This window comes from Pandoraea vervacti, from assembly GCF_000934605.2.
Taxonomy (GTDB): domain Bacteria; phylum Pseudomonadota; class Gammaproteobacteria; order Burkholderiales; family Burkholderiaceae; genus Pandoraea; species Pandoraea vervacti.
In genome coordinates this window covers 3,289,614-3,316,083 of sequence record NZ_CP010897.2, presented here as the reverse complement: position 1 = coordinate 3,316,083, position 26,470 = coordinate 3,289,614, and the positions used below count along the sequence as shown (strand labels likewise).

The 26,470-nt window shown below is 65.2% G+C and carries 22 protein-coding genes and 3 pseudogenes; 17 read left to right on the top strand and 8 right to left on the bottom strand.

What is annotated here, in order from left to right; translation table 11 throughout:
- Positions 1–36 precede the first annotated feature (36 nt).
- The 5 genes from lpdA (at position 37) to UC34_RS14465 (ending at position 5,117) form a co-directional block, all read left to right on the top strand.
- Positions 37–1,467 carry a dihydrolipoyl dehydrogenase gene (gene lpdA, locus UC34_RS14490; RefSeq protein ID WP_044456105.1) on the top strand — a complete coding sequence of 477 codons (1,431 nt, stop codon included), beginning with the start codon at positions 37–39 and terminating at the stop codon, positions 1,465–1,467.
- Positions 1,468–1,565: 98 nt separating this feature from the next.
- The gene (gene zapE / locus UC34_RS14485) at positions 1,566–2,663 is read left to right on the top strand and encodes a cell division protein ZapE (RefSeq protein ID WP_044458205.1); all 1,098 of its coding nucleotides are present in this window, start codon (positions 1,566–1,568) and stop codon (positions 2,661–2,663) included.
- A gap of 602 nt (positions 2,664–3,265) precedes the next feature.
- Positions 3,266–3,916, top strand: coding sequence for a DUF2939 domain-containing protein (locus tag UC34_RS14475; protein WP_052811066.1), 651 nt, complete (start codon positions 3,266–3,268; stop codon positions 3,914–3,916).
- A gap of 72 nt (positions 3,917–3,988) precedes the next feature.
- Positions 3,989–4,411 carry a DUF2147 domain-containing protein gene (locus tag UC34_RS14470; RefSeq protein ID WP_044458203.1) on the top strand — a complete coding sequence of 141 codons (423 nt, stop codon included), beginning with the start codon at positions 3,989–3,991 and terminating at the stop codon, positions 4,409–4,411.
- 223 nt (positions 4,412–4,634) lie between these two features.
- Positions 4,635–5,117 (top strand): DUF2147 domain-containing protein, encoded by a 483-nt coding sequence (locus UC34_RS14465; RefSeq protein WP_084070659.1) that lies wholly within the window; start codon positions 4,635–4,637, stop codon positions 5,115–5,117.
- 144 nt (positions 5,118–5,261) lie between these two features.
- Here the strand turns inward: UC34_RS14465 and UC34_RS14460 are convergent, their stop codons facing one another.
- From UC34_RS14460 to UC34_RS14430, 8 genes and pseudogenes are all read right to left on the bottom strand, one after another.
- On the bottom strand, positions 5,262–6,719 hold the full coding sequence (locus tag UC34_RS14460; RefSeq protein ID WP_044456103.1) for a Tle-like phospholipase domain-containing protein: 1,458 nt from the start codon (positions 6,717–6,719) through the stop codon (positions 5,262–5,264).
- A 341-nt stretch (positions 6,720–7,060) separates the two neighbouring features.
- Complete coding sequence (locus tag UC34_RS14455) at positions 7,061–8,362, bottom strand: collagen-like triple helix repeat-containing protein (RefSeq protein WP_052811065.1); 1,302 nt, start codon at positions 8,360–8,362, stop codon at positions 7,061–7,063.
- A 63-nt stretch (positions 8,363–8,425) separates the two neighbouring features.
- A complete protein-coding gene (locus tag UC34_RS14450; protein WP_052811064.1) occupies positions 8,426–9,157 on the bottom strand; it encodes a MarR family winged helix-turn-helix transcriptional regulator in 732 nt (243 codons plus the stop codon).
- A gap of 48 nt (positions 9,158–9,205) precedes the next feature.
- A pseudogene (locus UC34_RS14445) lies at positions 9,206–10,469 on the bottom strand (IS110 family RNA-guided transposase).
- A 219-nt stretch (positions 10,470–10,688) separates the two neighbouring features.
- A complete protein-coding gene (locus UC34_RS14440; RefSeq protein ID WP_052811063.1) occupies positions 10,689–11,942 on the bottom strand; it encodes a collagen-like triple helix repeat-containing protein in 1,254 nt (417 codons plus the stop codon).
- 323 nt (positions 11,943–12,265) lie between these two features.
- Positions 12,266–12,844, bottom strand: a pseudogene (locus tag UC34_RS26240) (collagen-like triple helix repeat-containing protein); the annotation flags it as partial.
- Positions 12,845–12,946: 102 nt separating this feature from the next.
- Positions 12,947–13,861: pseudogene (locus UC34_RS26235) on the bottom strand (collagen-like triple helix repeat-containing protein); the annotation flags it as partial.
- Between the two features lie 84 nt (positions 13,862–13,945).
- Entirely contained in the window at positions 13,946–14,266 is a 321-nt protein-coding gene (locus UC34_RS14430; RefSeq protein WP_044456101.1) for a hypothetical protein, read from the bottom strand.
- 987 nt (positions 14,267–15,253) lie between these two features.
- Here UC34_RS14430 and UC34_RS14425 point away from each other — a divergent pair.
- The 12 genes from UC34_RS14425 to UC34_RS25855 all read left to right on the top strand — a co-directional run bounded on the left by UC34_RS14425 (position 15,254) and on the right by UC34_RS25855 (position 26,420).
- Entirely contained in the window at positions 15,254–15,439 is a 186-nt protein-coding gene (locus tag UC34_RS14425) for a Flp family type IVb pilin (RefSeq protein WP_044456100.1), read from the top strand.
- 229 nt (positions 15,440–15,668) lie between these two features.
- Entirely contained in the window at positions 15,669–15,869 is a 201-nt protein-coding gene (locus tag UC34_RS14420) for a Flp family type IVb pilin (protein ID WP_044456098.1), read from the top strand.
- A 67-nt stretch (positions 15,870–15,936) separates the two neighbouring features.
- Positions 15,937–16,416 (top strand): A24 family peptidase, encoded by a 480-nt coding sequence (locus tag UC34_RS14415; protein WP_052811062.1) that lies wholly within the window; start codon positions 15,937–15,939, stop codon positions 16,414–16,416.
- Between the two features lie 238 nt (positions 16,417–16,654).
- Positions 16,655–17,083: a TadE/TadG family type IV pilus assembly protein gene (locus UC34_RS14410; protein ID WP_044456096.1), complete on the top strand. Its 429-nt coding sequence runs from the start codon at positions 16,655–16,657 to the stop codon at positions 17,081–17,083.
- A gap of 213 nt (positions 17,084–17,296) precedes the next feature.
- Positions 17,297–18,325, top strand: coding sequence for a Flp pilus assembly protein CpaB (cpaB, locus tag UC34_RS14405; protein WP_044456095.1), 1,029 nt, complete (start codon positions 17,297–17,299; stop codon positions 18,323–18,325).
- Between the two features lie 257 nt (positions 18,326–18,582).
- Positions 18,583–19,854, top strand: a complete 1,272-nt coding sequence (locus UC34_RS14400) for a type II and III secretion system protein family protein (protein WP_237165112.1) — start codon at positions 18,583–18,585, stop codon at positions 19,852–19,854.
- Between the two features lie 124 nt (positions 19,855–19,978).
- On the top strand, positions 19,979–21,295 hold the full coding sequence (locus tag UC34_RS14395; protein ID WP_157123195.1) for a CpaE/TadZ family protein: 1,317 nt from the start codon (positions 19,979–19,981) through the stop codon (positions 21,293–21,295).
- A 1-nt stretch (position 21,296) separates the two neighbouring features.
- Positions 21,297–22,670 (top strand): CpaF family protein, encoded by a 1,374-nt coding sequence (locus tag UC34_RS14390; RefSeq protein ID WP_044456092.1) that lies wholly within the window; start codon positions 21,297–21,299, stop codon positions 22,668–22,670.
- Positions 22,667–23,590, top strand: coding sequence for a type II secretion system F family protein (locus UC34_RS14385; protein ID WP_044456091.1), 924 nt, complete (start codon positions 22,667–22,669; stop codon positions 23,588–23,590). Before UC34_RS14390 ends, UC34_RS14385 begins: the two co-directional genes overlap by 4 nt.
- Before the next feature lie 9 nt (positions 23,591–23,599).
- Positions 23,600–24,628 carry a type II secretion system F family protein gene (locus tag UC34_RS14380; RefSeq protein WP_084070657.1) on the top strand — a complete coding sequence of 343 codons (1,029 nt, stop codon included), beginning with the start codon at positions 23,600–23,602 and terminating at the stop codon, positions 24,626–24,628.
- Positions 24,628–25,641, top strand: a complete 1,014-nt coding sequence (locus UC34_RS14375) for a tetratricopeptide repeat protein (protein WP_052811061.1) — start codon at positions 24,628–24,630, stop codon at positions 25,639–25,641. Before UC34_RS14380 ends, UC34_RS14375 begins: the two co-directional genes overlap by 1 nt.
- Positions 25,642–25,820: 179 nt before the next feature.
- The gene (locus UC34_RS25855) at positions 25,821–26,420 is read left to right on the top strand and encodes a DUF3613 domain-containing protein (protein ID WP_052811060.1); all 600 of its coding nucleotides are present in this window, start codon (positions 25,821–25,823) and stop codon (positions 26,418–26,420) included.
- The last annotated feature ends 50 nt before the right edge of the window (positions 26,421–26,470 follow it).

The following is a 26,470-nucleotide window of genomic DNA, read 5'->3' as shown; positions in this document are numbered from 1 at the left end:
GCCTCCCCCTGCCGTCAACCTTCACTGAGTCTCAAAATGGCAAACAAAGCATTTGATGTAGTCGTTATCGGCGCCGGCCCCGGTGGTTATATCGCCGCGATTCGCGCTGCGCAACTTGGCTTCTCCGTCGCGTGCGTCGAGAAGTGGACCAACCCGGCCGGCAAGATGGTGCTGGGCGGTACGTGCCTGAACGTCGGTTGCATTCCGTCGAAGGCGCTGCTGGCGTCGTCGGAAGAATTCGAAAAGATCGGTCATCATCTGGCCGATCACGGTATCACCACGTCGGATGTCAAGATCGACATCGCCAAGATGCTCTCGCGCAAGCAGGGCATCGTGGACAAGATGACCGGTGGCATCGAGTTCCTGTTCAAGAAGAACAAGATCACGTGGCTCAAGGGTCACGGTACGCTCGTCGCCAAGAGCGACGGCGGTTACCAGATCGACGTGAAGGGCGACGAGACCGAATCGGTCACCGCCAAGAACGTGATCATCGCAACGGGCTCGAAGGCTCGCCATCTGCCGGGTATGCCGGTCGACAACAAGCTCATCTCGGATAACGAGGGCGCGCTGTCGTTCGACACGGTACCGAAGAAGCTGGGCGTGATCGGCGCCGGCGTGATCGGTCTGGAGCTGGGTTCGGTGTGGCGCCGCCTGGGTGCCGAAGTCACCGTGCTCGAAGCCATGCCGGAGTTCCTGGCCGCTGCCGACGCCGGCGTGGCCAAGGAAGCCGCCAAGCAGTTCAAAAAGCAGGGGCTGGACATCAACGTCGGCGTAAAGGTCGGCGAAGTCAAGACCGGCAAGGACAACGTCACGGTCAACTACACGGACAAAGACGGAAAGGAGCACACGCTCGAAGTCGATCGCCTGATCGTGTCGGTCGGTCGCGTGCCGAACACGGACGATCTGGGTCTGGGCAACATCGGTCTGGCGACCGACGAGCGCGGCTTCATTCCCGTGGACGATCACTGCCGCACCAAGCTGCCGAACGTGTATGCGATCGGTGACGTGGTGCGTGGCCCGATGCTCGCGCACAAGGCCGAAGACGAAGGCGTGCTGGTGGCCGAAGTCATTGCCGGTCAGAAGCCGCACATCGACTACAACTGCATTCCGTGGGTGATCTACACCTCGCCGGAAATCGCATGGGTCGGCAAGACCGAGCAGCAACTGAAGGCTGAAGGCCGTGAGTTCAAGCCGGGTCAGTTCTCGTTCGCGGCCAACGGCCGTGCGCTGGGCATGGGCTCGTCGGACGGTTTCGTGAAGGTGCTGGCCGACGCCAAGACCGACGAAATCCTCGGCGTGCACGTCATCGGCCTGAACGCTTCGGACCTGATTGCCGAAGCCGTGGTGGCGATGGAGTTCAAGGCCGCTTCGGAAGACATCGGTCGTATCTGCCATCCGCACCCGTCGCTGTCGGAAGTGATGCGTGAAGCCGCCCTCGATGTCGAGAAGCGTGCACTGAACAAGTAAGCCGTTTTCGCTTACCTGTCCGAACAAAGGCGAGGCAACTCGCCTTTGTTTTTTCCCGATTTCCTATGCCCCCCGGCGCGGGCCCGTCGCCGCACTGCATGAACGTTCGCGAATACTACCAACAAGAATTGGCCGCGCGCGGCTACAAGCCCGATGAAGCGCAGGAGCGCGCTGTCGAGCGTTTGCAGAAATGCTACGACGAATGGGCCGCCTACAAATCCAAGCGCTCGAATACGCTCAAGAAGTGGCTCGTCCACCCGGACCTGCCCAAGGGCGTATATCTCTGGGGCGGGGTAGGGCGCGGCAAGAGCTTCCTGATGGACAGCTTCTACTCGGTGGTGCCGTTGCAGCGCAAGACGCGCCTGCACTTCCACGAGTTCATGCGTGAAGTCCACCATCAATTGCAGGCGCTCAAGGGACTGCCGGATCCGCTCGATGAACTGGCCAAGCGTATTGCCAAGCGCTATCGCCTGATCTGTTTCGACGAATTTCATGTGTCGGACGTGGCGGACGCCATGATCTTGCACCGCTTGCTCGCCGAGCTTTTCAAGAACGGCGTGCAGTTCGTGATGACGTCGAACTACCGTCCCGACACGCTGTACCCGGACGGACTGCACCGCGACCGGGTGCTGCCGGCCATCCGCCTGCTCGAAGAGAAGCTGGACGTGCTCAACGTGGATGCAGGCGTCGACTATCGTCGTCGTACGCTCGCGCAGGTGCAGGTCTACCACTATCCGCTTGGCAACGACGCGAACCGCGCGCTGCGCGCAGCATTCAGCGAGATTGCCGGTGTGCCGGACGAAAGCCCGTTGCTGCATATCGAGCAGCGCGAACTTAAGGCATTGCGCCGTGCCGGTGGCGTGGTGTGGTTCGACTTCCATACGCTATGCGGCGGACCGCGTTCGCAGAACGATTATCTGGAACTGGCCAATCGCTTCCATACGGTGGTGCTCTCGGATGTGCCGAAGATGACGCCTCGCATGGCGTCGGAGGCGCGCCGCTTCACATGGCTGGTGGACGTCTTCTACGACCACAAGGTCAAGCTGCTGATGTCGGCGCAAGTGCCTGCCGAGGAACTGTACACGGAGGGTACGCTGGCCCACGAATTTACCCGGACGGTTTCGCGTCTCGTGGAAATGCAGTCGCTCGAATATCTCGAAGCGCCGCGTCGCGTCGTGGACACGTCGCTGACCTGATCGCGCCTATCGTCCCCGGTCGCTGCGGCCTCGCTGGCGCGAGTCCGAGGGGGGCGGTGGCGGCGGTTGCCGCTGTTCCCGGATGTGATTGTAGATGTCGCCGCGAAGGTCGCCCTGCGGGCGCACCTCTTGTGGCTGCGGCCGAGACGGTCCAGACCGTGCGCCGCCCTGATTGTCGCCGCGTCCGCTAGGACGTTCGGCGCCTTGTGCAAACCAGCCCTGGAAAAAGCGGTTGCCTGACGACGATTGCGCCGCCGCGCCCAGCGACGCACCGGCCAGCATGACGAAACACAGCACCCGGACAAGTCGGGCATAACGCGTCGTGCGCATGTCGCCACCTCCTTGTCGGTTGAACTGCCCTGAATTGCCGCGTGGACCCGGCGCACGAGCGGACTGACCGTGCCGAAGCAGGTTGCCGTGAACTGCCGACCCGGTAGCGTGCTCTGCGCGTTACGTCCATTGCGGCTACGCTTCGAGATTAAGAGGACAGCGACCCGCGTGCTGTAAAGATTTGTAAAGCAATGTAAGTCGACAGGCGATTGTCGCCACAGGTCGCCTACCATGCGCTGTTTTGACGCTGTTTTGACTGTTGGAGTCCTGCCATGCGCAAGCTTTCTGTCGTCGTCGTTGCACTGGTCGTCGTCCTGGGCCTGCTTTTCGGTACGCCGTATTACACCTTATGGCGTGCGCGCGACGCCGCCAATGCCCGCGACGCCGACGCACTCTCGTCGTACGTCGACTATCCGGCGGTGCGCGAAAGTCTGAAAACGAGTTTGCACGACGAACTGTCGCGTCAGATGGACAAGCAACGCGGCAACGCGTTTGGGGCGCTGGCGCTGGCACTGGGCGGCTGGGTGTCGGATCGCGTCGTGGAGGCGCTGCTCACACCGCAGGCCGTTGCAGCCATGTTGCGTGGTGACAGCACCGGGCTGCCCCCGGCCCCTGGCGCACCCGCACCGCGCGACATCGCGCCGCCACAGCCGAGCGCGCCGCAGTCCGCTGCACCTGCGACACCTGCGACACCCGCCACGCCGCCGACGAACGGCGACGCGAATTCATCCGCCGCAGCGGGCACGGGAGCGCCGGAGAACAACCCACCGCGCACAACGACCAAAACCGAGTTCCAGGACTTCAACCATTTTCTCGTTCATGTGTCACGCAGCGACCGTCCGGAGCGCGTCGTGACCTTCACGCTGACACGGCGAAATGTCGTGCAGTGGCGTCTGACGGCGATTGCGTTGCCGCCGTTGTAATTTCTCATATGGATTGCCATCTTGGATGCGATTCTGAAAGCGGTGTCCTGGCGACGCCTGTGTGTGGCCGCGATGCTCACGGGCAACGCGCTCGTCGCCGCAGCGGCTGCGGATGTCTCGTCGCCCGTCGGCGTGTGGCGCATCGTTGACGAAACGGGCGATCCGAAAGCGCTCATCACGATCAGCGAGCACGACGGTGAAATCGTAGGGGCGTTGACCAAAAGCCTCGGCAGACCGGACGGCCTGGAGCGTCGTTGCACCGAGTGCACGGACTGGCGCAAGGACAAGAAGCTTCAGGGCCTGCAAATCATTCGCGGGTTGCACAAGGATCCCGACAGCGACGAATACGTCGGTGGGAAGATTCTCGATCCGGATAGCGGCAGCGAATATGGGTGCAAGATGCGGGTCGTCGCAGGTGGCAAGAAGCTCGAAGTTCGAGGCTATTTCGGCATCTCCTTGCTGGGCCGCACGCAGACCTGGATTCGCGAGCCGTAACCGCATCCTTCCGGCGCAGGGGGCGACGTCATCGCCCGACATCGCATCGATGTGCCCTCGCCAAGGCTAGAGGACTTCCTCAGCACGACGTCACGCCTTTGGCGTAATCTTCAAAGCGACTCACGCGTGGAAGACCGGCGCCGGTATGCGTATTTCCGATGTGTCCTTCGCGGTTGCGGTGAGTCCCACGACAATCAATTCCGTATCTGGGAGGATGACAATCATGATGCAAATCTCGAACGCGACGTCCTGGCGACGTCTGGGTGCGCAGGCGCTCGTGGCGGTGGCGCTGCTCGGTGGGATGGCGAATGCGGCGATGGCCGCCGACGAAAACTCGCCGGTGGGGGTGTGGAAGACCATCGACGACGCGACCGGCAAGCCGAAGGCGCTCGTCACAATCTCGGAGAAAGACGGCGAGTACGTCGGGGTGATCACGAAGGGGCTCGGGCCGAACGACGACCCCGAGCGTGTCTGCGAGAAGTGCACCGACGCGCGCAAGGGGCAGAAGATGCTGGGCATGCAGATCATTCGCGGCATCAAGAAGGACGGCGACGAATATAGCGGCGGCTACATTCTCGATCCCGAGAACGGCAAGGATTACAAATGCGAGCTGACGGTGGTCGACGGCGGCAAGAAGCTCGACGTTCGTGGCTTCATCGGTATCTCGCTCATCGGCCGCACGCAGACCTGGATTCGCGAGCAATGATGGGCATCGATGTGCGCTGACACCGGGGGCCCCACGGGCACGGTAATGCGCAACGACGGCGGACGACCCGCATGACCCGGACGAGAAATCGTCCGGGTTTTTCTTTGACGGAACGCTTACCACCTCACGCCTACGGTGTAACGCCTACGACGCAACGCCCTGCAAGGCGCCGATGTCCTCGCGCGAGCCGGTGCGCTTCGGCAGCCGGTCGAATAGCGCGTGAATCATTTGCGGCATGGTGTGCTTCTCGATGGCGCCCAGCACGCCTCTGGCGGGCCGGATGTCACGCTTCGGATCGTCAATGTCGCTGGCGTTTCCAACGTCGCGCGCCTGGCTGGTCGCGCTCGACCGACTCACATCCGTACGCATCTCTGGCGCGACGGGCGGCAGCGCTGCGGGCACGCCGATGCGTTGCCCGACCGGCCGCGGAATCATCAGGCGCGAGACCCAGCCCATCGCCTTGCCGACGAGCGGGAAATGCATGGCGAGCCGCTCGGCGTGCTTCACGGTCTCCTGCAACAGGGACAGGGCTTCGCCATCGACGTAATACGCCGTGATCCGCGATGACGCGGGCGACGCCGAATGGCGGGCTACCGTGCGATTGTGCAGGCCCGCGCTGTCAAACGTCAGGCCTCGCGAGCCGGGCACCACGGATGTCTGCGCCGTCGCCAGCCCGCCGCCTAGCGAATGGCCGGTGAAGACCAGCGTCTTCGCACCGTACGTCCATGCCAGCGACCTGGCCAATCCGACCGCCTTGTCGTATTGGGTCGACGTGAGTCCGAGCGCCTGCCGGATGTTGTGCATCCAGTCGACCGACGCGCGACCCGCAATGCCGATCTCCGTGCCCCGATTGGCCACGATGATCTTGTTGCTGAGCGCATCGGCATAGACGGCCGCGAAGTGGCCCGACTGCCCGGAACCGTTGTCGTCGTGGTTCTCCAGTCGCTGCACGCGCGAGGGCAGAATCTGTGGGACGACGTGATCGAAGTAGACGTCGTAGTTCACCAGCGCGGCGGCTATGGCGTCGCGTTGTTCGAGCAGGGCGGCCGGGGTGTGACGACGTCCTCTCGATTCGATCCATGTGTCGATTTCGTCCACGCGTTGTGCAATCGGCACGAGCTTCGATGTTGTCTCTGCCACCTCGTGCGCGGCATCCGGGCCGACGAGCGGTGTCATCTGGAAGAGCACTTCGCGATACGCGTTCGCTTGCCGAAGCCCATTGGCGCGCGACACGGTATCGGTATCGGTGGGATCGCCGCCGAAGGAGGCCGATGACGGCGCGCTTCGCGCGGCCTCGCGCCACGCTCGCGTCAGTGCCTGCAGAAGGTCGTTCAGCGCGTGCGGCCGGTTCGTGCCACGCGTGATACCGGTGTGTGGCGGCGGGGCGATGCGTTGCAATGCGGATCGCCATTGCTCGCCCGCCATGCGGCGCTCGTTGACATGCTCGGGCCATTGGTCCGGCATCGCAGGCGCGTGCGTCGCGGAGGGCGTGGTGTCGACCGGCGCGCCATCGACCGGGTCGTGAACCGGTTCGTTGGCAGCGGGGGTCGTCAAAGTCGAGGGAGATAACGTGGGGCTGAACGCCCCGGTCAGGATGTGCATGGAAGTCATCGTTTGCGATGGTAAAAATTCCCCCGCGTGGCACCGCCTCGGCTCGTGACCCAGGTATGCGGCAGCGCAGGGCAAAGGCGAGCGATTCTGCGCGACGCCCGTGCGCGCGGAAATCAAGAATGGCTCATTTCCCATCGTTCGCTTGCGCATGTGGGCCGGGACCCGTCGGGTGTCGCAAGCACATCTTCGGCACATCGTCGGAACGTGGCACGGACGTCATAACGACAACGCCCGGGCAGTGTCGCTTCACTGTCCGGGCGTTGCCGTCCTGCACCGTTCGTCGGGGCCTGCCCCCCGCGAACGTTCCCCCCTCGCGATCCGTTCCCTTCGGATTACTTCCCGAGTCCGCCAAGCAAACCGGTCACTGGCGCGAGCAGTCCGCCCGCGCTGCCCGAACTACCGGTGCCGGTGCTCGCCAGCGACGTGAGCGGCGTGGTGACGGTGCTCAGCAAGGTCGTGACGGGCGCCAGTGGGCTTGCCGTGGCGCCGCTGCCCGACCCACCCGCCGTACTTGTCACCCCGCCCAGAAGGCCGCTCACTGCGCCCAGCGGGTTGCTGCCGGACGATCCCGTGCCGGTCGTCAGCCCGCCGAGCAGGCCGGTGACGCTGCCGAGCGGATTGCCGGAAGCGCCCGTCGCGCCGCCCAGACCGCTGAGCAGTCCGGTGAGGGCGCCGAGCGGATGGTTGCTGCCGGCCGCCGTGGGGCTCACGGTGGTATTGCCGACGTTCGCCAGCACATTGCCCAACGCATTCGGGCTTGCCGTTCCGGTCGTGCCCGAGAGAAGGCCGCCTGCGCTCGCCACGGTGTTGCCGAGGGCCATCAGCGGGTTGCCGAGGCTCGCGACCACGCCGTTCGGCGCGCTGGCCTTGACCTGGGCGCCGGTCGTGTTGAGCGCGCCGCCGAGGGTCCCGAGCAGCCCCGCGACGGGCGTGCCGAGTCCGGTGGTGTTGCCGAGCGTCTGTGTCGTGGTGACGACCGTGTTCGTAATGGGTGTAATGGCCGAGGAGAGTGCCGCGCTCGCTTGGACGACCTGAGGACTGGTGAGTCCTTGCGTGAGCGCCTGTCCCCCCGTTACGCCGCCCTGACCGACGGTCGTGACGACGTTACCCAACACGCCGGTGAGCGCAGCCACGGGCGTGTTGGCAAGCGGGCCGCTGTTGCCGATGCCGGCCACGCCGCTGCCGAGCGACTTGGTAGCGTTGCCGAGATCGGAGACGACGCCACCGGTGCTCGCGAGCGTGGTGCCGACCGGATTGGCGCCGCGCTTGCCGAGTTGCCCGAGGCCGTCGCCGACCCCCGTACCCAGATCTGTCACCGCTTTGCCGGTTAGCGAGACGGCGCCGCCGACACCCTGCGTGACCTGCGGCGAGACACCGGGAATGGTTGTGTTGGACACCTGATTACCGACGGCGCTGACCACCGATCCCACCGAGCTCACCACGCCGTTGCTGCTCGAGCTTGGGTTTGTCGGATTGTTCGGATTGGTCGGCGTATTTGGCGTATTTGGCGTACTCGGGTTGTTCGGCGTGTCGCCGGTGGCGCCACTGCCGCCACCCGAACTTGAGCATCCGGTGACGCCGATCACGCCGGCGACGAGCGCCACGAGCAATGTGGGATGCAGAATCTTCGACATGACATTTCTCCTCGATGGCGCGCGGCTTTCGTTGGCTCGCGCGCGGTGTCCGGCGACGCTCGCTCAGGTTTTGGACGACGTGCCGCGCGTGTTCGACACCAGACCTGCGATGTCCTGATCCGCTTCGAAGCGCAGACGAAACGTTTCGCTCTTGAGCGTGCGAATGCTCTGCACCAGAAAATCGTGTATCGCAGCGAGTTCACTGTGGTCGTATGCCGCGCTCACCGCAGTGAGCTCTCGCGATACCGACGATAGAAACTGCTCGATTTGCGCACAGCGTTCTTCGATCGGGTGAATCATCACCATGCGACGGTCGTGCGGGTTCTTCTCGCGCTCGACGAAGCCCGCGCGCTCCAGCCGGTCGATGACGGTCGTGATGCCGCCCGAGCTCACGCCCATCAATTCGGCGAGTTGGCCCGCCGTGATCGATTCGAGTTCGAGGATCAGGTCGAGCGCATTCAGGTCGGTGACGTTCAGGCCGAGCTGCTCGGCAAGCGCCGCGTGATAGAGCGCGGTGTACACGGCGAGCCGGCGTCCGAGCGAGCGGACGATGCCGGCGACGAGATCGTTGCGGTTCGTGTGTCGGTCGCTCATGGTGCCGTTCGTTCCATGGGACGGAGCAGACGTCGAGGTCGCTCCCGAGGCGACGCCGGTGTCGGCGCCGTACGTGTTATGGCTGTGACGGGGGACGTAACCGTCACCGGATTCACGCATTGCCAGCGGTTCGGAGGTTTGCGGGGCGGATTCGCCATGACCGCGCATCAGAACGCCGGTGTCGGATATGAAGCGGGCCATGGCATCTCCTTATCGATTCCTGTCGGGGGGGTGCCCCTATGTAGTTCGTCAAGCACTGGGGTCCGTTTTGGGTTGATAAAAAGTGCCGTCGCGTAGCATGGCAAAAAGGACGTCGCAGCGCCGGCGAGCCAGCGCGATAAGTGCCTGGTTGTGGCGCTTGCCCTGCTGGATTTTTCGACTGTAGTAAGCCCTTGAGATCGGGTCTCGCAAAGCCGCAAAGGCCGAGAGAAACAGGGCGCGTTTGAGTACCTTATTGCCACGTCGAGAGGGGTGTTCGCCGCGAATCGAGGCGCCAGAGCGCCGGGTCACCGGCGCTAGGCCAGCATAGGCCGCCAGGTGGGCGGCCGAGGCAAAGGCCTTGTGCGCCACCTCGGTCAGGAGTCGCGCTGCGGTCCTGAGCCCGACTCCGGGCATGCTGCTCAGGACCGGCCAAAGAGGGTTGCTTTGCACCAGGCGCTCGACCTCGGCGGCGATCTCGTCGCGTTGCTTGCGTAGGGCGGCCAGTTGCTGGGCCAGACGCGGCATCACCAGCGTGGCGGCATGAGTACCCGGCACGACTACGGTTTGTTCGGTAAGCGCCTGCGCGATGTCGGCGGCCAAGCTCTTGCCAATGCGTGGTGCGAGCTTGATCAGGCGATTCGCCAGCGTTTTTTGGCCCGCGGCCGCCAGTGCTGCGGGTGAGGGGTAGCGCTCAAGCAGATCGAGCACGGCGGGATGATCCAGGCGAGGTCCGAGCACGCGCTCAAGCGCGGGATGAATCTGCGTGAGCAGGCCGCGAATGCGGTTGCTGGTTTGGTTGGCTTGGGCGGCCAGGTCGTCGTCGAAGCCACACAGCATAGTGAGCTCGGCGAGCGGCTCATCGGCCAGACGCAATGAGCGCAGCGTATGCGGCATGGTGCGTGCGGCATCTGCGATGACGGCGGCGTCGCGCGCGTCGGTCTTGGCTTCGCCTGCGTGCAGGTCGGCGATGCGACGCATAGCCAGACCTGGCAAGTAGGCGACTAGCGTACCGGCGTCGCGGGCTACGGCCAGCGGCAGTGCGCCGATGGTAGCCGGCTGATCGACGACGAACAGGAGCTGGCCGTGGGCTTTCAACTCATCGATGAGGGCGCGCAGTTGGGTCTCATCGTTAGGCAGGGCCTTGTTGTAGAGGCGACGGCCGTTGCGATCGAGAGCGACGGCATGGTGGTGGCCTTTGCCGACGTCGACGCCGATGAAGACATCGACGGCGTCATGAAGTGGAAAGTTATGCATTGCAGTTGGCACAAAAAGTGAATTGGCCTGCAAGAACCCTGGTGGCAAGTCTCGGCATCCACGTTACGGACGGCGTCGGAATATCCGTGCCAAACCCCTATCAGCGATCACCAGCCACCCACCAGACCCGGTGACAACACCCCCCGGATCATGGTTACGACTGGGGGCGGGAATCATGCCGGGCCTGGCTGGCCAAAACCTCGATTATCGAGGTGCGAACATAGTAACGGGGCTTGCGTGGCCCGGCGCGTGCGCGTCGAGCCACATGACGCATCAATTACTTGCCGACGCTGGCGACGCTGCCCAGCAGGTTCGTGACCGGCACGAGGATGATGGCCAGACCGTTCGTCGCGCCGCTGCTGCCGCCTGCGCTGCTCGTCACGCCGGAGAGCAGACTGGTGACGGGGGCGAGCGGGCTGCTGCCGCTGCTGCCACTGCTGCCACTGCTGCCCGATGTCGCACCGCCCAGACCGCCGAGCAGACCCGTCACGGGCGCCAGCGGGCTGCTGCCGCCACCGGCGCCACCCAGGCCACCGAGCAGGCCCGTGACCGGTGCGAGCGGGCCGCTGCCGCCACCGAGCAAGCCGCTGAGCGAGCCGAGCGAGCCGAGGGAGCCGCCACTGCTACCGCCGCCACCGGCGGCGGTGTTGCCGAGACCGCCAAGGAGTGAGCCGAAGGGGTTGGCGGAGCCGGTCGATGTCGAACCGTTGACGAAGCCACCCAGCGTGGAGACCGTGTTGCCGGTTGCGGTGACCGTGTTGCCGAGCGATTTCACGACCCCGTTCGACGACGTTCCGCCGATCTGCACCCCTAATCCGGCCACCGTGCTGCCGACCGTGCCGAGCAAGCCGTTCAATGGCCCACCGAGTCCGGTCGTGTTGCCCACGGTGCGGGTCGTGTCGGATACGACGTCGGTGATCGGGTTCACTGCCGAGGACAGGGTTTGTGTCACCTGCGCTACCGGGCCGCCGGAGAATGCCTGGCTCGCGATGGCCCCGCCGGCGATGCCGGCCTGACCCACGGTGCCTACGATGTTGCCAACGGCGCCGACCAGCGTATCGGCCGGCGTGTTCTGGAGCGGGTTGCCCTTCGTGATGCCCGAGATGCCGCTGCCCAGTTGCACACCGGCGTGGCCCAGATCGGTAATGGCAGGCGCGAGTCCGACTTTGAGCGTGGTGCCCACCGTGTCTGCCGATGTGCCGCTCTGGCCAAGACCGGCGCTCACGCCGTTACCCAGATCGGTGACGGCGTCACCCGTGCTCTTGAGCGCGCCGCCCATGCCTTGCGACGTTTGCGCTGACACCAGCGGAAGCTGGGTGTTCGCTACCTGATCGCCCAGTGCGCTCACCACGTTACCGGCCGAGCTGACGATGCCGCCGGCGCCGGAGGCCGTGGTGCCGACGGCGTTGGGGGTGCCTGTCGTGCCGGTGGAGGTGGCGCCGCTGCCGCCGCCGCCGCTGGAGCAGCCCGTAAGCGCGATGGCTGCCATGGCGGCCGAGGCCAGAAGGGTGCGTTGAAGTGCGTTGCTCATGATGTCTATCTCCCTTGATCGTTCTGAGTGTCGGCTGGCGGGGGACCGCTCGATGACGCCGTTGGGTTTCGTTGCTTGCCGTGAGGTGCTGCTATTTCCATTTGAGAAACCGGGGCCGCTCGCTGTGGTGCCGCGGCGCATGTTCGGCGTGTCGGGCGGGCCGGATCCGGGGCGCCCCGGTGCGATGCGTTGGCATCGGGGCGAGGGCCGGATCGCGGCGGCCACAGGCGGGCGGTGGTATCGCGCGGGTCATGATCGGGTTGCCGGCGTGTCGATGGCGTCGGTTGCGTTCGATCACGTCGTTTGGCGTGGCCGGCCGTCGCTTACTTCTTGCCGCCGAGCAGGCCGCCGAGCAAGCCGGTCACCGGGGCGAGCGGGCCGCCGTTGCTGGCGCCGCTGGCCGAGGTTGCGCCGCCCACCGAACCCGTTACCGTACCGAGCAGCGTGGTCACCGGGGCGAGTACGCCACCCGAAGCGGCGCTACCGGACGCCGAGCCGCCTGCACCGGCCGAGGCGCCGCCCGTGCCGGCCGCGCCGCCCACGCTTACGCTGAGCGTGCCGCCGAGCGCACCCGTCAGACCCGAGACGAGATTCGTGACCGGGGCGAGCGGGTTGGCGCCCGAGGCACCGCCCGTTGCTCCGCCGACGGCGCCCGTCAGGCCCGACACGACGGTCGTGACCGGGGCCAGCGGGTTGCCCGTCGAGCCGCCGCCTGCGGCACCACTGAGCGCGCCCGTCAGACCGTTGACGAGATTCGTGACCGGGGCGAGCGGGTTGTTCGCCGAGCCGCCGCCCGTGGCGCCGCCGAGCGCGCCTGTGAGGCCGGAGACGAGGTTCGTGACCGGGGCGAGCGGGCCGGTAGCGCCCGTGCCGCCGCCGATGCCGCCCGTCAGGCCGCCGAGGGCAGAGGTGAGCGGTGCGAGCGGATTGGTGCTGCTCGGCGTGCCGTGAACCACGCCGCCGAGGCTTGCCACCGTGTGACCCACGCCGGCGACGACGCCGCCGAGATCGGCGGCCACCGGGTTATTGACCTGGCCGCCGAGCTTGGTGCCCACGCCCGCCAGGCTGCTGCCCACCGTCACAAGCAGGTTGTTCACCGGCGTGCCGAGACCCGTCGCGTTGCCCAGCGTTTGCGTGGTATTGGTCACGACCGTCGTGATCGGCGTGATGGTCTTCGTCAGCCCGGCGGTCAACTGCTGAACGGGCGCGGCGTTCACGGTGTCCGTGAGACCCGTGCCGAGTGCGGCGCCTGCGCCGCCCACGGCGCTCACCACACCGCCGAGCAGCGTGGTCACGCTGTTCACCGGGGCGATCTTGTTCAGACCGGTGGTTTGCCCGAGGCCGGTCACGGCGCTGCCGAGTTGCTGGCCCGCCTGACCGAGGTTGGTCACAGCGACCGTGACGCCGGTGAGGGTCGGGTTGAGCACGTCGTTGCTCGAACCGAGCTTGCCCAGACCGTTCGTCAGGCCGTTGCCGATGGATTGCACGGCGTCGCCCGTCTTGACCGTAGCCCCCGCCAGACCGCTCTTCGTTTGCGTGCTGACCAGCGGCACGTTGGTGTTGTTGAGCGTGGTGCCCAGATCGCTGACCGTTTTGCCGACTTGCGTGACGACGCCCGTGCTGGCCGTGGCTGCGATGGTGCCGATCGGGTTGGTCTGCGCGCCGGTGCCCGTACCGCCGTTGCCATTGCCGCCATTTCCATTGTCGCCGTTGCCGTTTCCACCGTTTCCACCGTTGCCATTGCCGCCGGTTCCGCTGCCGCTGCCGCTGCCGCCACCGGTGCCGCCGCCCGAACCGTCAGGCACGGTGCCTGCGCCCGAACCGCCGCCGCTGCCGGTGCCGGCCGTGGTGCCGCTGCCGCCGCCGTCACCGAGCGAGCCACTGGTGCCGCCCGAGCCGGAGCTCGCGCAGCCCGTCATCGATACGACGGCGAGAAGTACGGCGGAAGCGAGAAGGTTGCGTTGGATGTTGTTCATGATGAAGTCCTCTGGTCTTTGTTGTCGTCAGGCGAGCACGGCTTGTGCTGCCAGTCGGGTGTTCATGCGTTGTGCGATGAGTGCGAACAGGAGCGCGTTGACGACTGCGCTATCGGGGCCCGTCATCGCATGGGCCGAATTCGTATTGCGGTTGCTGCGGGCATTTGCCGCGTCGGTCGGTGTGGCGGTGGCGCGTACGCCACCGCCTTCTTCACCGCCCCTCCCTGGGCTTGCGCCTCTACGATCCGCGTCGGCCGCAGCGCCTTGCTGCCTCGCCGCAATGCGTTGACGCTCTGCCGTGATGGCCGCTGCGCCGTACATCGTTTGTTTGGTATTGCCAACGATCATGGTGTCCCTCGTGATCTTCAGCGTTGCGATGCACGGATATCCGCAAGAGGTGTGCCAATCGTCGATTCGGAAGTCGAATAAGCGCTCTAGTTTTTCCGGCAACGGGCTCGAAAGCCTGTATTTATTTGCGTTTCGGAAAACAAGAATCTTTTGAATCGAGAGATCGCCGTTGGGCGCGCGGGGATGTAAGTCAGGGTTAACGCCATCGGGAAATGGCGAATAACGGGGAAATGGGCGTTCCCGTTACGTGGGTCGTTACGGGTAACGTAACGTAACGGGCCCGATGTAACGGGGAGCAAAACGCAGAGCAATCGAGAAGCAAAGAAGACGCAAAACACCATGCGTGGCGAGAGAATGCCGTTGCCTTTCGTTTTATTAGAAACAGTCCGGCGTGTGCGGGTAATGCCCGACCGGAGTCGACGCTGAGGAAACCGTATTTTTATGAAAAGGCATACACCGCCCGGGCGGCGGTGCGATCGACCGGATCACGAAACGACCCGGAGGCTTCGCGAAGGTCGGGGTCCGCAGAGTCAGACCCCGGCGTCGCTTAACTGGATGAATTGTTATTTAAATGTGCGCTGAAATCGGCGCAGAGCGTTTCATGAAGGTGTGTGGCGCCGCACCAATCATGGTTTTCCCTCCTGCACGTTTCATTGCTTAGTTTTGGAGTATTGTTCGATCAATCCGTGTAACGATTTTTTACAATCGCCGACGTGATTGGAAGCAAGGCTCTAGTTTTTGGGAATTAGTTTAAATTAGCATCAGAAAAAATTAGCAGACAGCTGTAAACGTCGTGCCAACAGCAAGAGAAATATTGGCATACAACGTAAAAGAGGTTCGCAAGCCTGATGGCGCAACGAGCCCAGGGCCGAAGTCAAGAGTTGATAAGCGATATGGCGAGACTGCGTCTTCAGTCCGATGGGCGGGTGTGTGATGTCTCGCTATTTGCCAACGGGCGCTCCGGTGCCTTTATCGAGGGAGGGTGAAATGAAGCTCGCAAATCGTTTTCGTCTGTTTGCTCGGGATGAGCGCGGTGTCACGGCACTGGAGTACGGCGTCCTCGCCGCCATTGTGGCGGTCATCATCGGTGGCACCGTGTCCGGCGGCCTGGGCACGGCTTTCTCCTCCGTGTTCGCGAAGATCCAGTCGGTGATCACCACAGCGGGCGCCTGACGCATACCGCTGCCCCAGGTGCTGCGCAAGGCTTCTCGAGACGCTTGCGCATTGGCGTCAGAACGACAAGCCAACCGGCGCTGCTCGCGCGTGCCATTAATGTCGCGGTGACGAGGGGACGCGTTGGCCGAAGGGGAAAGGCACTCGCTATCACACGTGCAGGTCATGTCGATAGTGTCGGTCGTGCCGTTCGAGGTAGAGAGATGCCGTATTCGCCAGGAAGCGAATCATGCAAGCAAATCGAGCACGCAACGGTGGGCGCCCGCGCAGCGGGTCCCGGCAAGAGGGGGTGACTGCCCTCGAATACGGGATTCTCGCGGCCATCGTGGCGGTCATCATCGGCGGCACGGTTTATACCAATCTGAGTGGCGCATTGACGAGCGCATTCGCGTCGATGACGTCGGCAGTCAGTTCGGCGATTTCGCACTGAGCCCGCACGCCGGCGTCGGCGGTGTCGGGCGTCTTCGCCGCCATGATTTTCTGGAGCGAGGCGCGCTGTGCTGATATTGCTTTGGCTGCTGTGTGTGCCGATCGTGATGACAGATCTGATCGCGCGGCGCATTCCGAACGTGTGGCTGATAGGTGTCGTTGCGCCGACCCTCGTCTGGGTTGGCTGGCGGGCGTGGCAAACGGGACCGCAGGTGCTGTGGGTTCACGGGTTGGGCGCGGTGATCGGATTGCTCGTACTGCTGCCTTTCTGGTGGCGTGGTGTGATGGCTGCCGGTGACGTGAAGCTTTTCGCCGTCATCGGGTTGATCGCCGGATATCCGGTGCTGTTGCCGGTGTGGTGTCTGGCCAGTGTCGCAGCGGGGGTGCATGCGCTCATCTTGCTGACCGGGCGGCTGAAGGGGTTGGCGCGGTGGCGCGGGCGTCTGGCGCAATCGCGTGCATGGCAACGAATTTTGCAGTGGCGCGCGGGACGCGTCGGGTTGCCCTACGGGGCCTATCTGGCGGCCGCAGCGCTCGTTGTGAGGTGAGCGCAATTCGGGCCGGGAACGCCAGGGCCCGAAGTCGCAAGCCTTGTCGACGATGCTGTGACGAGTGCTGCCGCAGGCAGTGCCGTAATAATGGGAGGCGCGGGCGACGCCGCGCAAATGGGCAGGTTCACGCGTCGCCAGACACGGCCGGAAAGCGCCGTGCGCGACGGGGGGTATCGTCATGAAACGGTCTGGGGCACAGGCAAGGGCGAGGTGGCGGGACGTACGCGCGGTGAACATGCGCGGCGTCGCTGCACTGGAATTCATGCTGATTCTCCTGATCCTGCTGCCTGCCTTCTACGTCGCCGTTGCGTTCTCCATCAACATTCTCGCCCGCCAGATGCTGACGCAGGCCGCCTCCGAGGCCGGCCGGGCAATGCTGCGCGCCGGCACGATGACACAGCGCCAGGGGTACGCCACGACGGCGATCAACACGACGCTGGCGTGGCCGTCTGCATCGGCGGTGACGGCCACCTTTCCGGTCGACGCGACGTATCCCTGCCCGGCGTCGGGCGTGGGCGCGGCCTCGCAGTGCATCGTTCACGTGACGCTCACGCTGAATCAGCCGATGACGGTGAACTGGCCGGGCCTCGGCGCGCTGGTGCCGTCGACGGTCGTGGGCACGGCGGCGGTCACGCTCGATACCTCGACGCTCGGGGGCGGTTGATGACCGCGCACGAGCGCCGGCAAGCGGCGCGCAGGCGGTGCGGGAAAACGCACGGGGGAATCGTACGAATCGCCCCCATCGCCCCAAACGTCCGAATCGCTCGGAGCGCAAGCACGCGGAGGGCGTCGTGCACGACAGTAGCGACAGAATGACATGCCGCCGGCACGCCGGCGTCCCGCAAGTTTCGACTGAACGGCCGACAGGCCCCAAGCCATGAACAAAGCCACCAAGATTCTTGCTGCCGTGCTGGTTGTCGCCGGCGTGCTGCTCGCGCTCTTCGCCTTGCGTCTGGGCACGGCGAACGCGCCTGCGCCGACAGCGACGCCGTCGGCAGTGACGCAGACGCTCACGCAGCGTTTCCCGGCCGTGGTGGCGGCCAAGACGCTGACGCCGGGCAAGCCGATCACCGCCGACGACATCAAGGTGGCGCAATTCGACAGCCCGGCGCCGGGCGCTTTCAGCGTTCCGGCAGACGTGGTGGGTCGCGTGCCGCTGGTCGCGCTGGCCGCCGGTGTGCCGGTCACGCAAAACTTGCTGGCTCGCGGGCTGGCCATGCAACTCGCACCCGGCGAGCGTGCCGTCTCCCTTCCGGTGAGTGAAACGGTCGGCGTGAGCAATCGCATTCGCCCCGGGGATTACGTCGACGTCTTCTTCACGATGAAGACGAACCCACCCGCAGCTGGCCCGGTGGTCGGTCTGGCCGACGATACGCAGGCCCGGTTGCTCGCATCGCGAGTGCGCGTGCTGACCTACGGCAATGCGTCGCTCGACGATGTCACGCCCGCGCCGGCGGCGCCCAGCGTGGCGTCGACGGTCGCCGCTGCCGCATCGACCCAGCCGCCCGCCCAGCAACCGCCCGTCAACGCGCAATCGCCCATGCCCGCGACCTCTACGGTCGTGGCCGTGCCGATCGAAGACGTCAACCGTCTCGTGCTGGGCGCACAGCAGGGCAAGATTACGCTCGCCCTGCGCAATCCGACCGACGATGCGAAGCCCGATACGTCGTTGTTCCCGCCCACGCCGCCGGTGCTCGTGAGCAAGGCGGGTCTGGCAGGCGACACCAGAGCCGCGCTCGATGCGCCGGAGAACCGCGCCTATGCAGGGATTGCGACGACGGGGCTCGCGGGCGAAGCGCCACGCCGGACGGCGGTCGCGACACCGCGCGCACCCGGGGGCGGGGCAGGCGCCAGCGGCACGATCGAGGTCGTGCGCGGTGCCGAGCGCTCCAGTGCGGCTTACTAGCATCGCGCAAACCCATGAATCGGACTTGACCTGAATTGAACCGAGTTGCACCGAATTACACCGACGCGTAGATCCAGTGACGCAGGACCCCGGGAGCCGATAACCTGCCCGCGCCACTCAACCGACACAGTGACCGATACAGCCACGCCATGATCAGAAGCCAGGTTCGCACTGCCAGACGAGAAACCAGACGTGTCACGGGAAGGTTGCTGTGCCTAGCCGCGATGCTGGCCTGCGCAGCTACCGTGGCTGTGCGCATGGCCGACGCGGCAGATAGTGCGGTATCCGCCGGGGCGCGTTCGCTCACGCTGGGCGTGGACGAACAACGCGAGCTGCCCGTCTCCGGCAAGCTGGAGCGCGTGGCCGTCGCGGACCCGAAGGTCGCAGATGTGGTCGTGCTCAAGGGCTCGGGCGGGCGGCGCGGCTCGGTCCTGATCGTCGGCAAGAAGGCGGGAACGACGCAGGTCTCGACATGGTCAGCGGGCAGCGAGGCGAGGCACTGGGAGATCCACGTGCAGGGCAGCCTGCAAGGCGCGCTCGGCGACAGCGGCACGGCCAGTGTGGACGCGCGCGGCAACGCGGCGGTCATCAAAGGTCACGCCGGGTCCGTGATGGAGCATAGCGGCCTGCAGGCGGCGGCGGTGGACGCCACGGGCAAGGGCGGTGTGGTCGTCGATCGCTCGACCGTGGGCGAGACCGGTGTCGTGCAGGTCGATGTGAAGATTGTCGAAGTCAACCGCAACATCCTGAACCAGTTGGGCGCGAGCTTCAGCGCATCGCGGACATCGGGTTCCGGGAGTTTCGGCATCGGATCGAAGCTGAATTCGGCCTTCTCGGGCAGTGGCGCAGTGCCGAACTTCGGTTCGTTCTTCGGCACGATTACGCGAGGGGCGTTCAACCTGTCGGCAGAGATCGATCTGCTGCAGTCGAACGGTCTGGGGCGCGTGCTCGCCGCACCAACGCTGGTCGCGCTCTCAGGCCAGAGCGCGAGCTTTCTGGCCGGTGGCGAGTTGCCAGTGCCGCAGTCGGGGGGGCTGGGCACGACGACCATCGTCTACAAGTCGTTCGGTGTCGGCCTGACGGTCACACCGACGATCCTGTCGCCGAACCGCATTGCGCTGAAGGTCGCGCCGGAGGCGTCCGATCTCGACTATACGAATGCCGTGGTGATCGCCTCGACGCAGATTCCCGCGATCTCCACACGTCGCGCGGATACGACGGTCGAGCTCGGCGACGGTGAGAGTTTCATCATCGGCGGGTTGATTTCGCGCACGACCACCGCCGCCGTGGACAAGGTGCCGCTGCTCGGCGATTTGCCGCTTATCGGCGCGTTTTTCCGCAATCTGAAGTACAACAGTACCGAAAAGGAACTGGTCATTATCGTCACGCCGCGTCTGGTCAAGCCGGTTTCCCGGGACGTGGCGCTGCCGTTGCCGGGGGACACCCGCGAGAAGCGGCCGGGCCAGGTGTGGGGCGCCTATCTGATGGGCGTGGCAAGCGACAGCGAACTACCGGGCTTCTCGAAATGACGCGCACGCCGGGGCCGATGCGATCGGCCGGTGGCAAGGCAGAATCGGGCGGGGCATTGACGAGAGTCGGGATGGGGTAGTGAGGAGTGCATAAATGAACGCACCGACGCGAATACTGGACACCATGACTGAGTTGCATCGCTTTCTTTTTTGCAGCGCACATGCCGGCCACGGACAGTGGCTGTCGGCGGCTTTGCGCGAAGAGGGCGTTGTGCTGCAGGAAGCCGGACGCCCGGCCCAATTGCAGCAGCGCATCGGCGATCTCGACCCGCAAGTCGTGTTGCTCGACTTCTCGGGCGAGCCGACCGGACACGCCGAAGCGCCGGCCGATGGCGGCATCGCGCAGGCGACCGAACTCGCCCAAATACTCAAGCGCGTGGCGCCCAAGCTGCCGCTCGTGGCGGTCGGCTCGATGGTGCGGGCCGACGGCATGAAAGCGGCCATACGCGCGGGGGTTCACGACTTCATCGACATGCATTCGACGCACGAAGAAGCGCTCGAAGTCGTTCGCCGTGTCATCGACCACACGCCCAGCGCGACGAGCACCGCCGCGCCGCAACGGCACGGTCGCTTCGTCGTACTGCTCGGCGCACGCATCGGTGTCGGATGCAGCACGCTCGCCGCGCATCTGTCGCAACTGGGACAGGAGTTGGCCGTGGGCGCCAACCCGGAGCGCGCAGCCAAGTCGGCCAAGGCCGGCAATGGCAACAAGGACGACAAATTCGACACGTCGTTGCTGGGCCACGTCGCGCTGCTCGATCTGGGATTGCCTTCGGGCGACGGCCTGCTGTACCTGAACACGCAAAGCCAGTTCAGCTTCGCCGAAGCCGTTCAGAATCTGCGTCGCTTCGACGAAACGCTGGTGCACACTGCGCTCTCTCATGCCCCGAGCGGGCTGGCCGTGCTGCCCTTGCCGCTCGACCTGGGCGACATGCGCAGCGTTGCCGCCGCCGACGCGCTCGCCCTGACCGATCGTCTGCGCGCGTTCTTCGATCTGATCGTGGCCGACCTCGGCGGCTTCTCGAATCCGGCATTTGTCGCGAGCCTCGTGCGCGCGGCCGACGAAGTCTGGCTCGTGGTGGATCAGAGCGTGGGTGCGATCGTCTCGCTCGCGTCGATGCTACGCGATCTCGAAGAGAAAAGCGTGGAGCGTAGTCACCTTCACCTCGTGCTCAATCGCTACGATCCGCGCTACGGCATGGCGGCCGACCAGATCGCCAAGCGCTTCGATGTGCCGCTGCTCGCCACGCTGCCCGATCGCCCCCTCGCGATGCTCTCGGCGACCAATCAGGGCAAACTGATCCTCGATACGGCACGCGGCGACCCCTACGTGCGCGCGCTGCAACCGCTAGTGGAACGTCTGCTGTCCGCCCAGCACGCGGGTGCCGCTTCACACCGCCAGTCGTCAAGCTGGCTAGGCCGATTCATGGGAAAGCACTGATATGACCGACTCCATCGAATTTGCCGACGACAAGCGCGCGTTTGCCAATTCACAACAGTTCCAGGACATCAAGACCGCTGCGCATGAACATCTGCTCGCACGCATCGAGGAGCTTGGCGCCGAGTTCGGGCGCTGGAGCCGCAGCGCCATTCAGCAGTTCGTCGATCTGGAGATGGACGGCTTCGTGCGTCTGCGTCGCATTCCGATCAACGAAGCGGAACTGCGCCAGATCTCCGATGCGTTGACGAAGGAGCTGGCGGGCTTCGGTCCCATCGAGGATCTGCTCGCCGACGCGGCCGTCGAAGATATTCTGATCAACGGCTACAACGACGTGTACGTCTCGCGTCGCGGTGTGCTCGCACGCGAAGCGTTGCGCTTCTCGGACAACCAGCACCTGCTGCGTATCGTGCGCCGCATTCTCGCGCCGATCGGCCGCCGTCTGGACGAATCGAATCCGATGGTCGATGCGCGCCTGCCTGATGGCGGTCGTCTGAACGTCGTGATCGAACCGCTTGCGGTCGACGGGCCGGTGGTGTCCATTCGCAAGTTCCGCAAGGACCCGCTCAAACCGTCGGATCTGCTCGCGCTGGGCAGTTTTAACGAAGAAATCTACAACCTGCTCGAAGCGGCGGTGCGCTCGCGCTGCAACATTCTCGTGTCCGGCGGCACCAGCTCGGGCAAGACCTCGCTGCTCAACGCGCTGGCGAGTTTCATCCCGGCGACCGAGCGGGTGGTGACGGTCGAAGACACGGCCGAACTCTCGCTCAATCACCCCCACGTGGTGCGACTGGAATCGCGTCAGGGGGGCTTCGACGGCTCCGGCGAGGTGACAATTCGCGATCTGATTCGCAACAGTCTGCGCATGCGTCCCGACCGCATTATCGTGGGCGAAGTCCGTGGCTCGGAAGTGCTGGAAATGATGCAGGCGATGAACACGGGGCACGAAGGGTCGATGGCGACGATCCACGCCAATTCACCGCGTGAATGTCTCTATCGTCTGGAGATGCTGGCGGGCTTCGCGGGCTTTCAGGGCAGCGAAAGCAGCCTGCGTCGACAGATCACGAGCGCGCTCGACTTCATCGTGCAGATCGGGCGGCTGTCGAACGGACGTCGACGCATACTCTCGATTACCGAGGTGACGGGCGTGTCCGATACGGTGATCTCGACGCAGGAGTTGTTCCGCCACGAATCCATCATCGGGCCGGACGGCGAAGAGAAGGACAAGTGGGTGTCGCTCGGGCTCCAGCCGCATTCGCCGAAGCTGCAACGCTACAAGGAACAAACGCGCAATGCCGCCGCCGCCCTGCAATCCCAGCAAGGCAACGTGCCGCCGGAGAACGGGGGCGGGGGCGGCTTTTTCGGACGCCGTCGATGAATCCCATCGTGCTGTGGGTCGCCTGCATCGCGCTGCTGCTGGTGGCTGCGGGACTGGAGCTGTGGCGTCGCTCGCATCAGCGCGCACGCGAGCAGGCCACCAGCGCGTTTCTCGAGCGGCAACTGGCGCAAAGCGCGCCGCGATTTGCCGGAAGCGAGACGGGCGAGGTGCGTGCATCGCGCCGCAAATCGCTGCCGTGGGAGTTTTTTTTCGAGCGCGCGGGCGTGCATACCGACTCGACGTTCTACCTCACGTTGATTGCCCCCGGCGTGTTGCTCATGCTCGGGTTCTGGGCCTGGAACGGGCCGCTGTCGGCCATCGTGATTCTGCTGCTGTATGTCGTGGGCGTAGTGCTGCGTTACTGGCTCAAGGCGGCGCGTCGTCACCGCGATATCGTGCGCCAGTTGCCGGTGTTTCTCGATGGCATGGTGCGCATGCTGACCGTCGGCAACAGCTTGCCGGCGGCGTTCCAGTCGGCCGCAGGCAATACCGATCAGCCGTTGCGCGAACTGCTCGAACGCGCGGTGCGTCAGGTGCAGGCGGGGGTGGATCTGGACGTGGCGCTCAAGCACATTGCGCGGGTGTATCAGGTCGAGGAGATCTACCTGTTCGCGTCGGTGGTCGATCTCTCGACGCGCTTTGGTGGACGGGCGGATCAGATTCTGGCGCGTATGTCGGGCTTCATGCGCGATCGCGAACAGGCGCAGGCGGAGTTGTTCGCCTTGTCGTCCGAGACGCGCATGTCGGCGTGGGTGCTCGCGGCGCTGCCGATCGTCGTGAGTGCGATGCTCATGCTGCTCAATCCGGCGTTCTTCGAGCCGATGTTCAAGGAAGCCGCAGGGCAGAAGCTGCTGGCCATCGGCATGGGGTTGGAAATCTTCGGCGGGTTCGTGCTGTATCGCCTGGCCAAGTCGCTTTGAGGTGACGCCATGAATTTTTCGTCCCTGACGGCTGACTCGCAAACGTGGATGATGCTCGGCCTGCTGATGGTCGCGGCAGGTCTGCTGCTGGCCGCGTCGGCCATCGTCTTGCGCGCGATTCGCCAGGGACGCAGCGGTCGCATGATCGATCAGGTGCTCGCGAGCCGTCAACAGCAGGCGCTCGCGGCGCTTCGCGCGGCCACCGCGCCGGTGGGCTCGCGTTCGATGCCGGACGACGCGTCGCAGGAAAGCGTGCAAAGCGCACAGCGCGGCTGGCGCGGGTTGCTCGATCGCGCGGCGGCGCTCGGCAAGCAATGGTCGGAGACGCGTCTCGGGCAAAGCCTCATCGCGGCGGAAGACCGGCTGCTGCTCGCGCAATGCGGCTACGACAGCACGCGCGCCAAATCATTGTTTCTGTTCGCCCGCGTGACGCTGGCGGTCGTGCTTCCCCTGCTCGTGTGGCTCTGGTTTCCCGGTAGCGGTGGGCTTGGCACGATTTTGCGCCTCGTTGGCGCTGCCGGCGCGGGGCTGATGGCCCCCAAGTTTTACGTCCAGCGCAAGGCGGCGGAGCGTCGTCGTGCACTGATTGACGAACTGCCGTTGCTCATCGACTTGTTGCGTCTGTTGCAGGGCGTCGGATTATCGATGGATCAGAGTCTGTACGTCGTGGTCTCCGATTTTCGTGAAGTGCTGCCGATTCTCTCCAAGGAATTCGAGGCGGCCAATCGTCAGTACGCGTCGGGGCGCGGTCGCGAGGCGTCGATGGGGCGATTGCGCGAAGTCTACGACAACGACGATCTGCGCGCGCTCGTGCGACTGATCGTGCAGGTCGAACAGCACGGCGGCGCCGTACAGGAACCGTTGCAACAATTCAGCGATCGCTTGCGCGAGCAGCGACGTCAGACGATGAAGGAGCGCATCGGCAAGCTCACCGTCAAGATGACGCTTGCCATGATGCTCACGCTGTTGCCCGCGCTGATGCTCGTGGTCGCAGGCCCCGCGATCCTGTCGCTCGCCAAATCCATGGAGGCCATGTGATGTCGCCCATTCCGACACTGACACCGACACCTTTGCGCTTGCGCGAGCAAGCGCGGCGTGGCGCCCGCGAGGTTGCCGCACGGGCTTCGGCCGCGCTCCTGTGCACCGTCTGTGCGGCGCTCCTTGCCGGGTGCGGCAGCGGCCCGACCCTCGGCGGCTATGGCGCGCCTTCGGCCGCCGCGCTCATGCAGGCGCAGCAGAACGACGAGGAGAAAGCCAAGCTGGCCAGGCCGGATACGCGCGAGCTGTATCTGTCGATGATCCGGCAGTCGCAGGAACAGGGCTCCTATTTCGCCTCGCTCGCCCATATCGAGCAATTCCGGATTCAGTACGGCGCCGCGCCGGACGTCGATATTCTGCGCGCCGACGCGCTGCGCGAGACGGGGCAGCCGGAGCTGGCCGAGCAGGCGTATCGCGCGTTGCTCGGCAGCACCGAAGCGGCCGCCGCATGGCACGGTATCGGGCTGGTGGCGGCGCAGCGCAAGGATTACGCCGCAGCGGCGCAGGCCCTTCGCGAAGCGGTGAATCGCGCGCCGACCGAGCCGTTCTACCTGAGCGATCTCGGCTTTGCGCTGTTGAGTAACGGCGATGCCGCCGGCGCGCGCGTGCCATTGGCGCAGGCTGCCGAGTTGCGTCCGGACAGCCGCAAGGTGCTCAGCAATCTGGCGGTCTATCTCGTGGTGACGGGCGAGCGTGCGCGCGCCGACGACATGATGACGAACGCCAAGATGCCGCCGGCCACGCGCGAGGCCATCAACAAGCTCGCGGCCGATATCCGTGCGCATACCAAGGCGCGCAAGCAGGCTGCCGATGCCGCCGCCGCACGTGTGGCGGCGCAGGCAGCGGCGTCTATTGCACCGTCGGCGGCGAACAACGACACGCAAACGGACACGACAAAGGCGGTGGCTGCCCCGGCCCCGGCGGGCGCAAGCGCCAAACTCGCCCGCGCGGGCGATGCGACACGCAGCGACATGCCGACGTCGATGCTTGATCGCTTTGCGCATTCGCAGTAATTCGTCGCGGGTGTGCGGTGACGTGTGGAACGGCAAGGTGCGAAGCTGCGCGGTGAGCCACGGCGAAGCAAGAGGCGACGAAGTCCAACGGCAAGAGGCAGGCGTTGCGGTTCACGCAACATCAGGGAGACGCGATGATGGCAGTCCAGAAAACTCAGGAAATGCGAGGCGCGCGGCCGATGCAGACGACGCAACGCGGACTCGCCGTGCTCACGCTCTGCGCCGCGTTGGGCGCGGCACTGTGGACGAGTGGGGCAGCGGCGCAAAGCAACGCGCCGGTAACGGGCGCCATGGGCGGTGTCGATGCCCGAACGGTAGCTGCGCCGTCTGCCGCACCTTCTGTGTCCGCTTCGGCGGCAGCGTCCACCGGGCAAACGACGCAGACAGCACAGCAGACGCCGGTCGCCAGCACCGTCGTCCAACCAGCCCCTGCTGCGCAGGTCGCCCCGGTTCAGGAGGCGGCCCGCACGCCGACCAACGTGGTTCGCCGCACCACGCCGCCGCGCGTGGGCGAGCCGGCGCGAGACGGCATGCTGGGCGACGAGACCGAAGCGCTGCTGGCCGTTCAGGGCAATAACCTCGCTGCCGGACGCGGACTGCCCATGCTAGGTGCGACCGCGTCTCGCGCTTACAAACGGTATCTCGACAGCTTCAACTATCCGATTCCGGCGTTCTTCGAGACGATGGTTCAGAGTACCAACGGTTCGGGGGGCGGAGGCGGTGGTGGTGGCGGTGGCGGGGCCGCGCCTGCGGCGATGGGGACTGGCGTCAGCCAGTGATGCGCCATGACTGCGCGTGCGCATGAGCGGCGGGCGAGGGCGGCGAATCG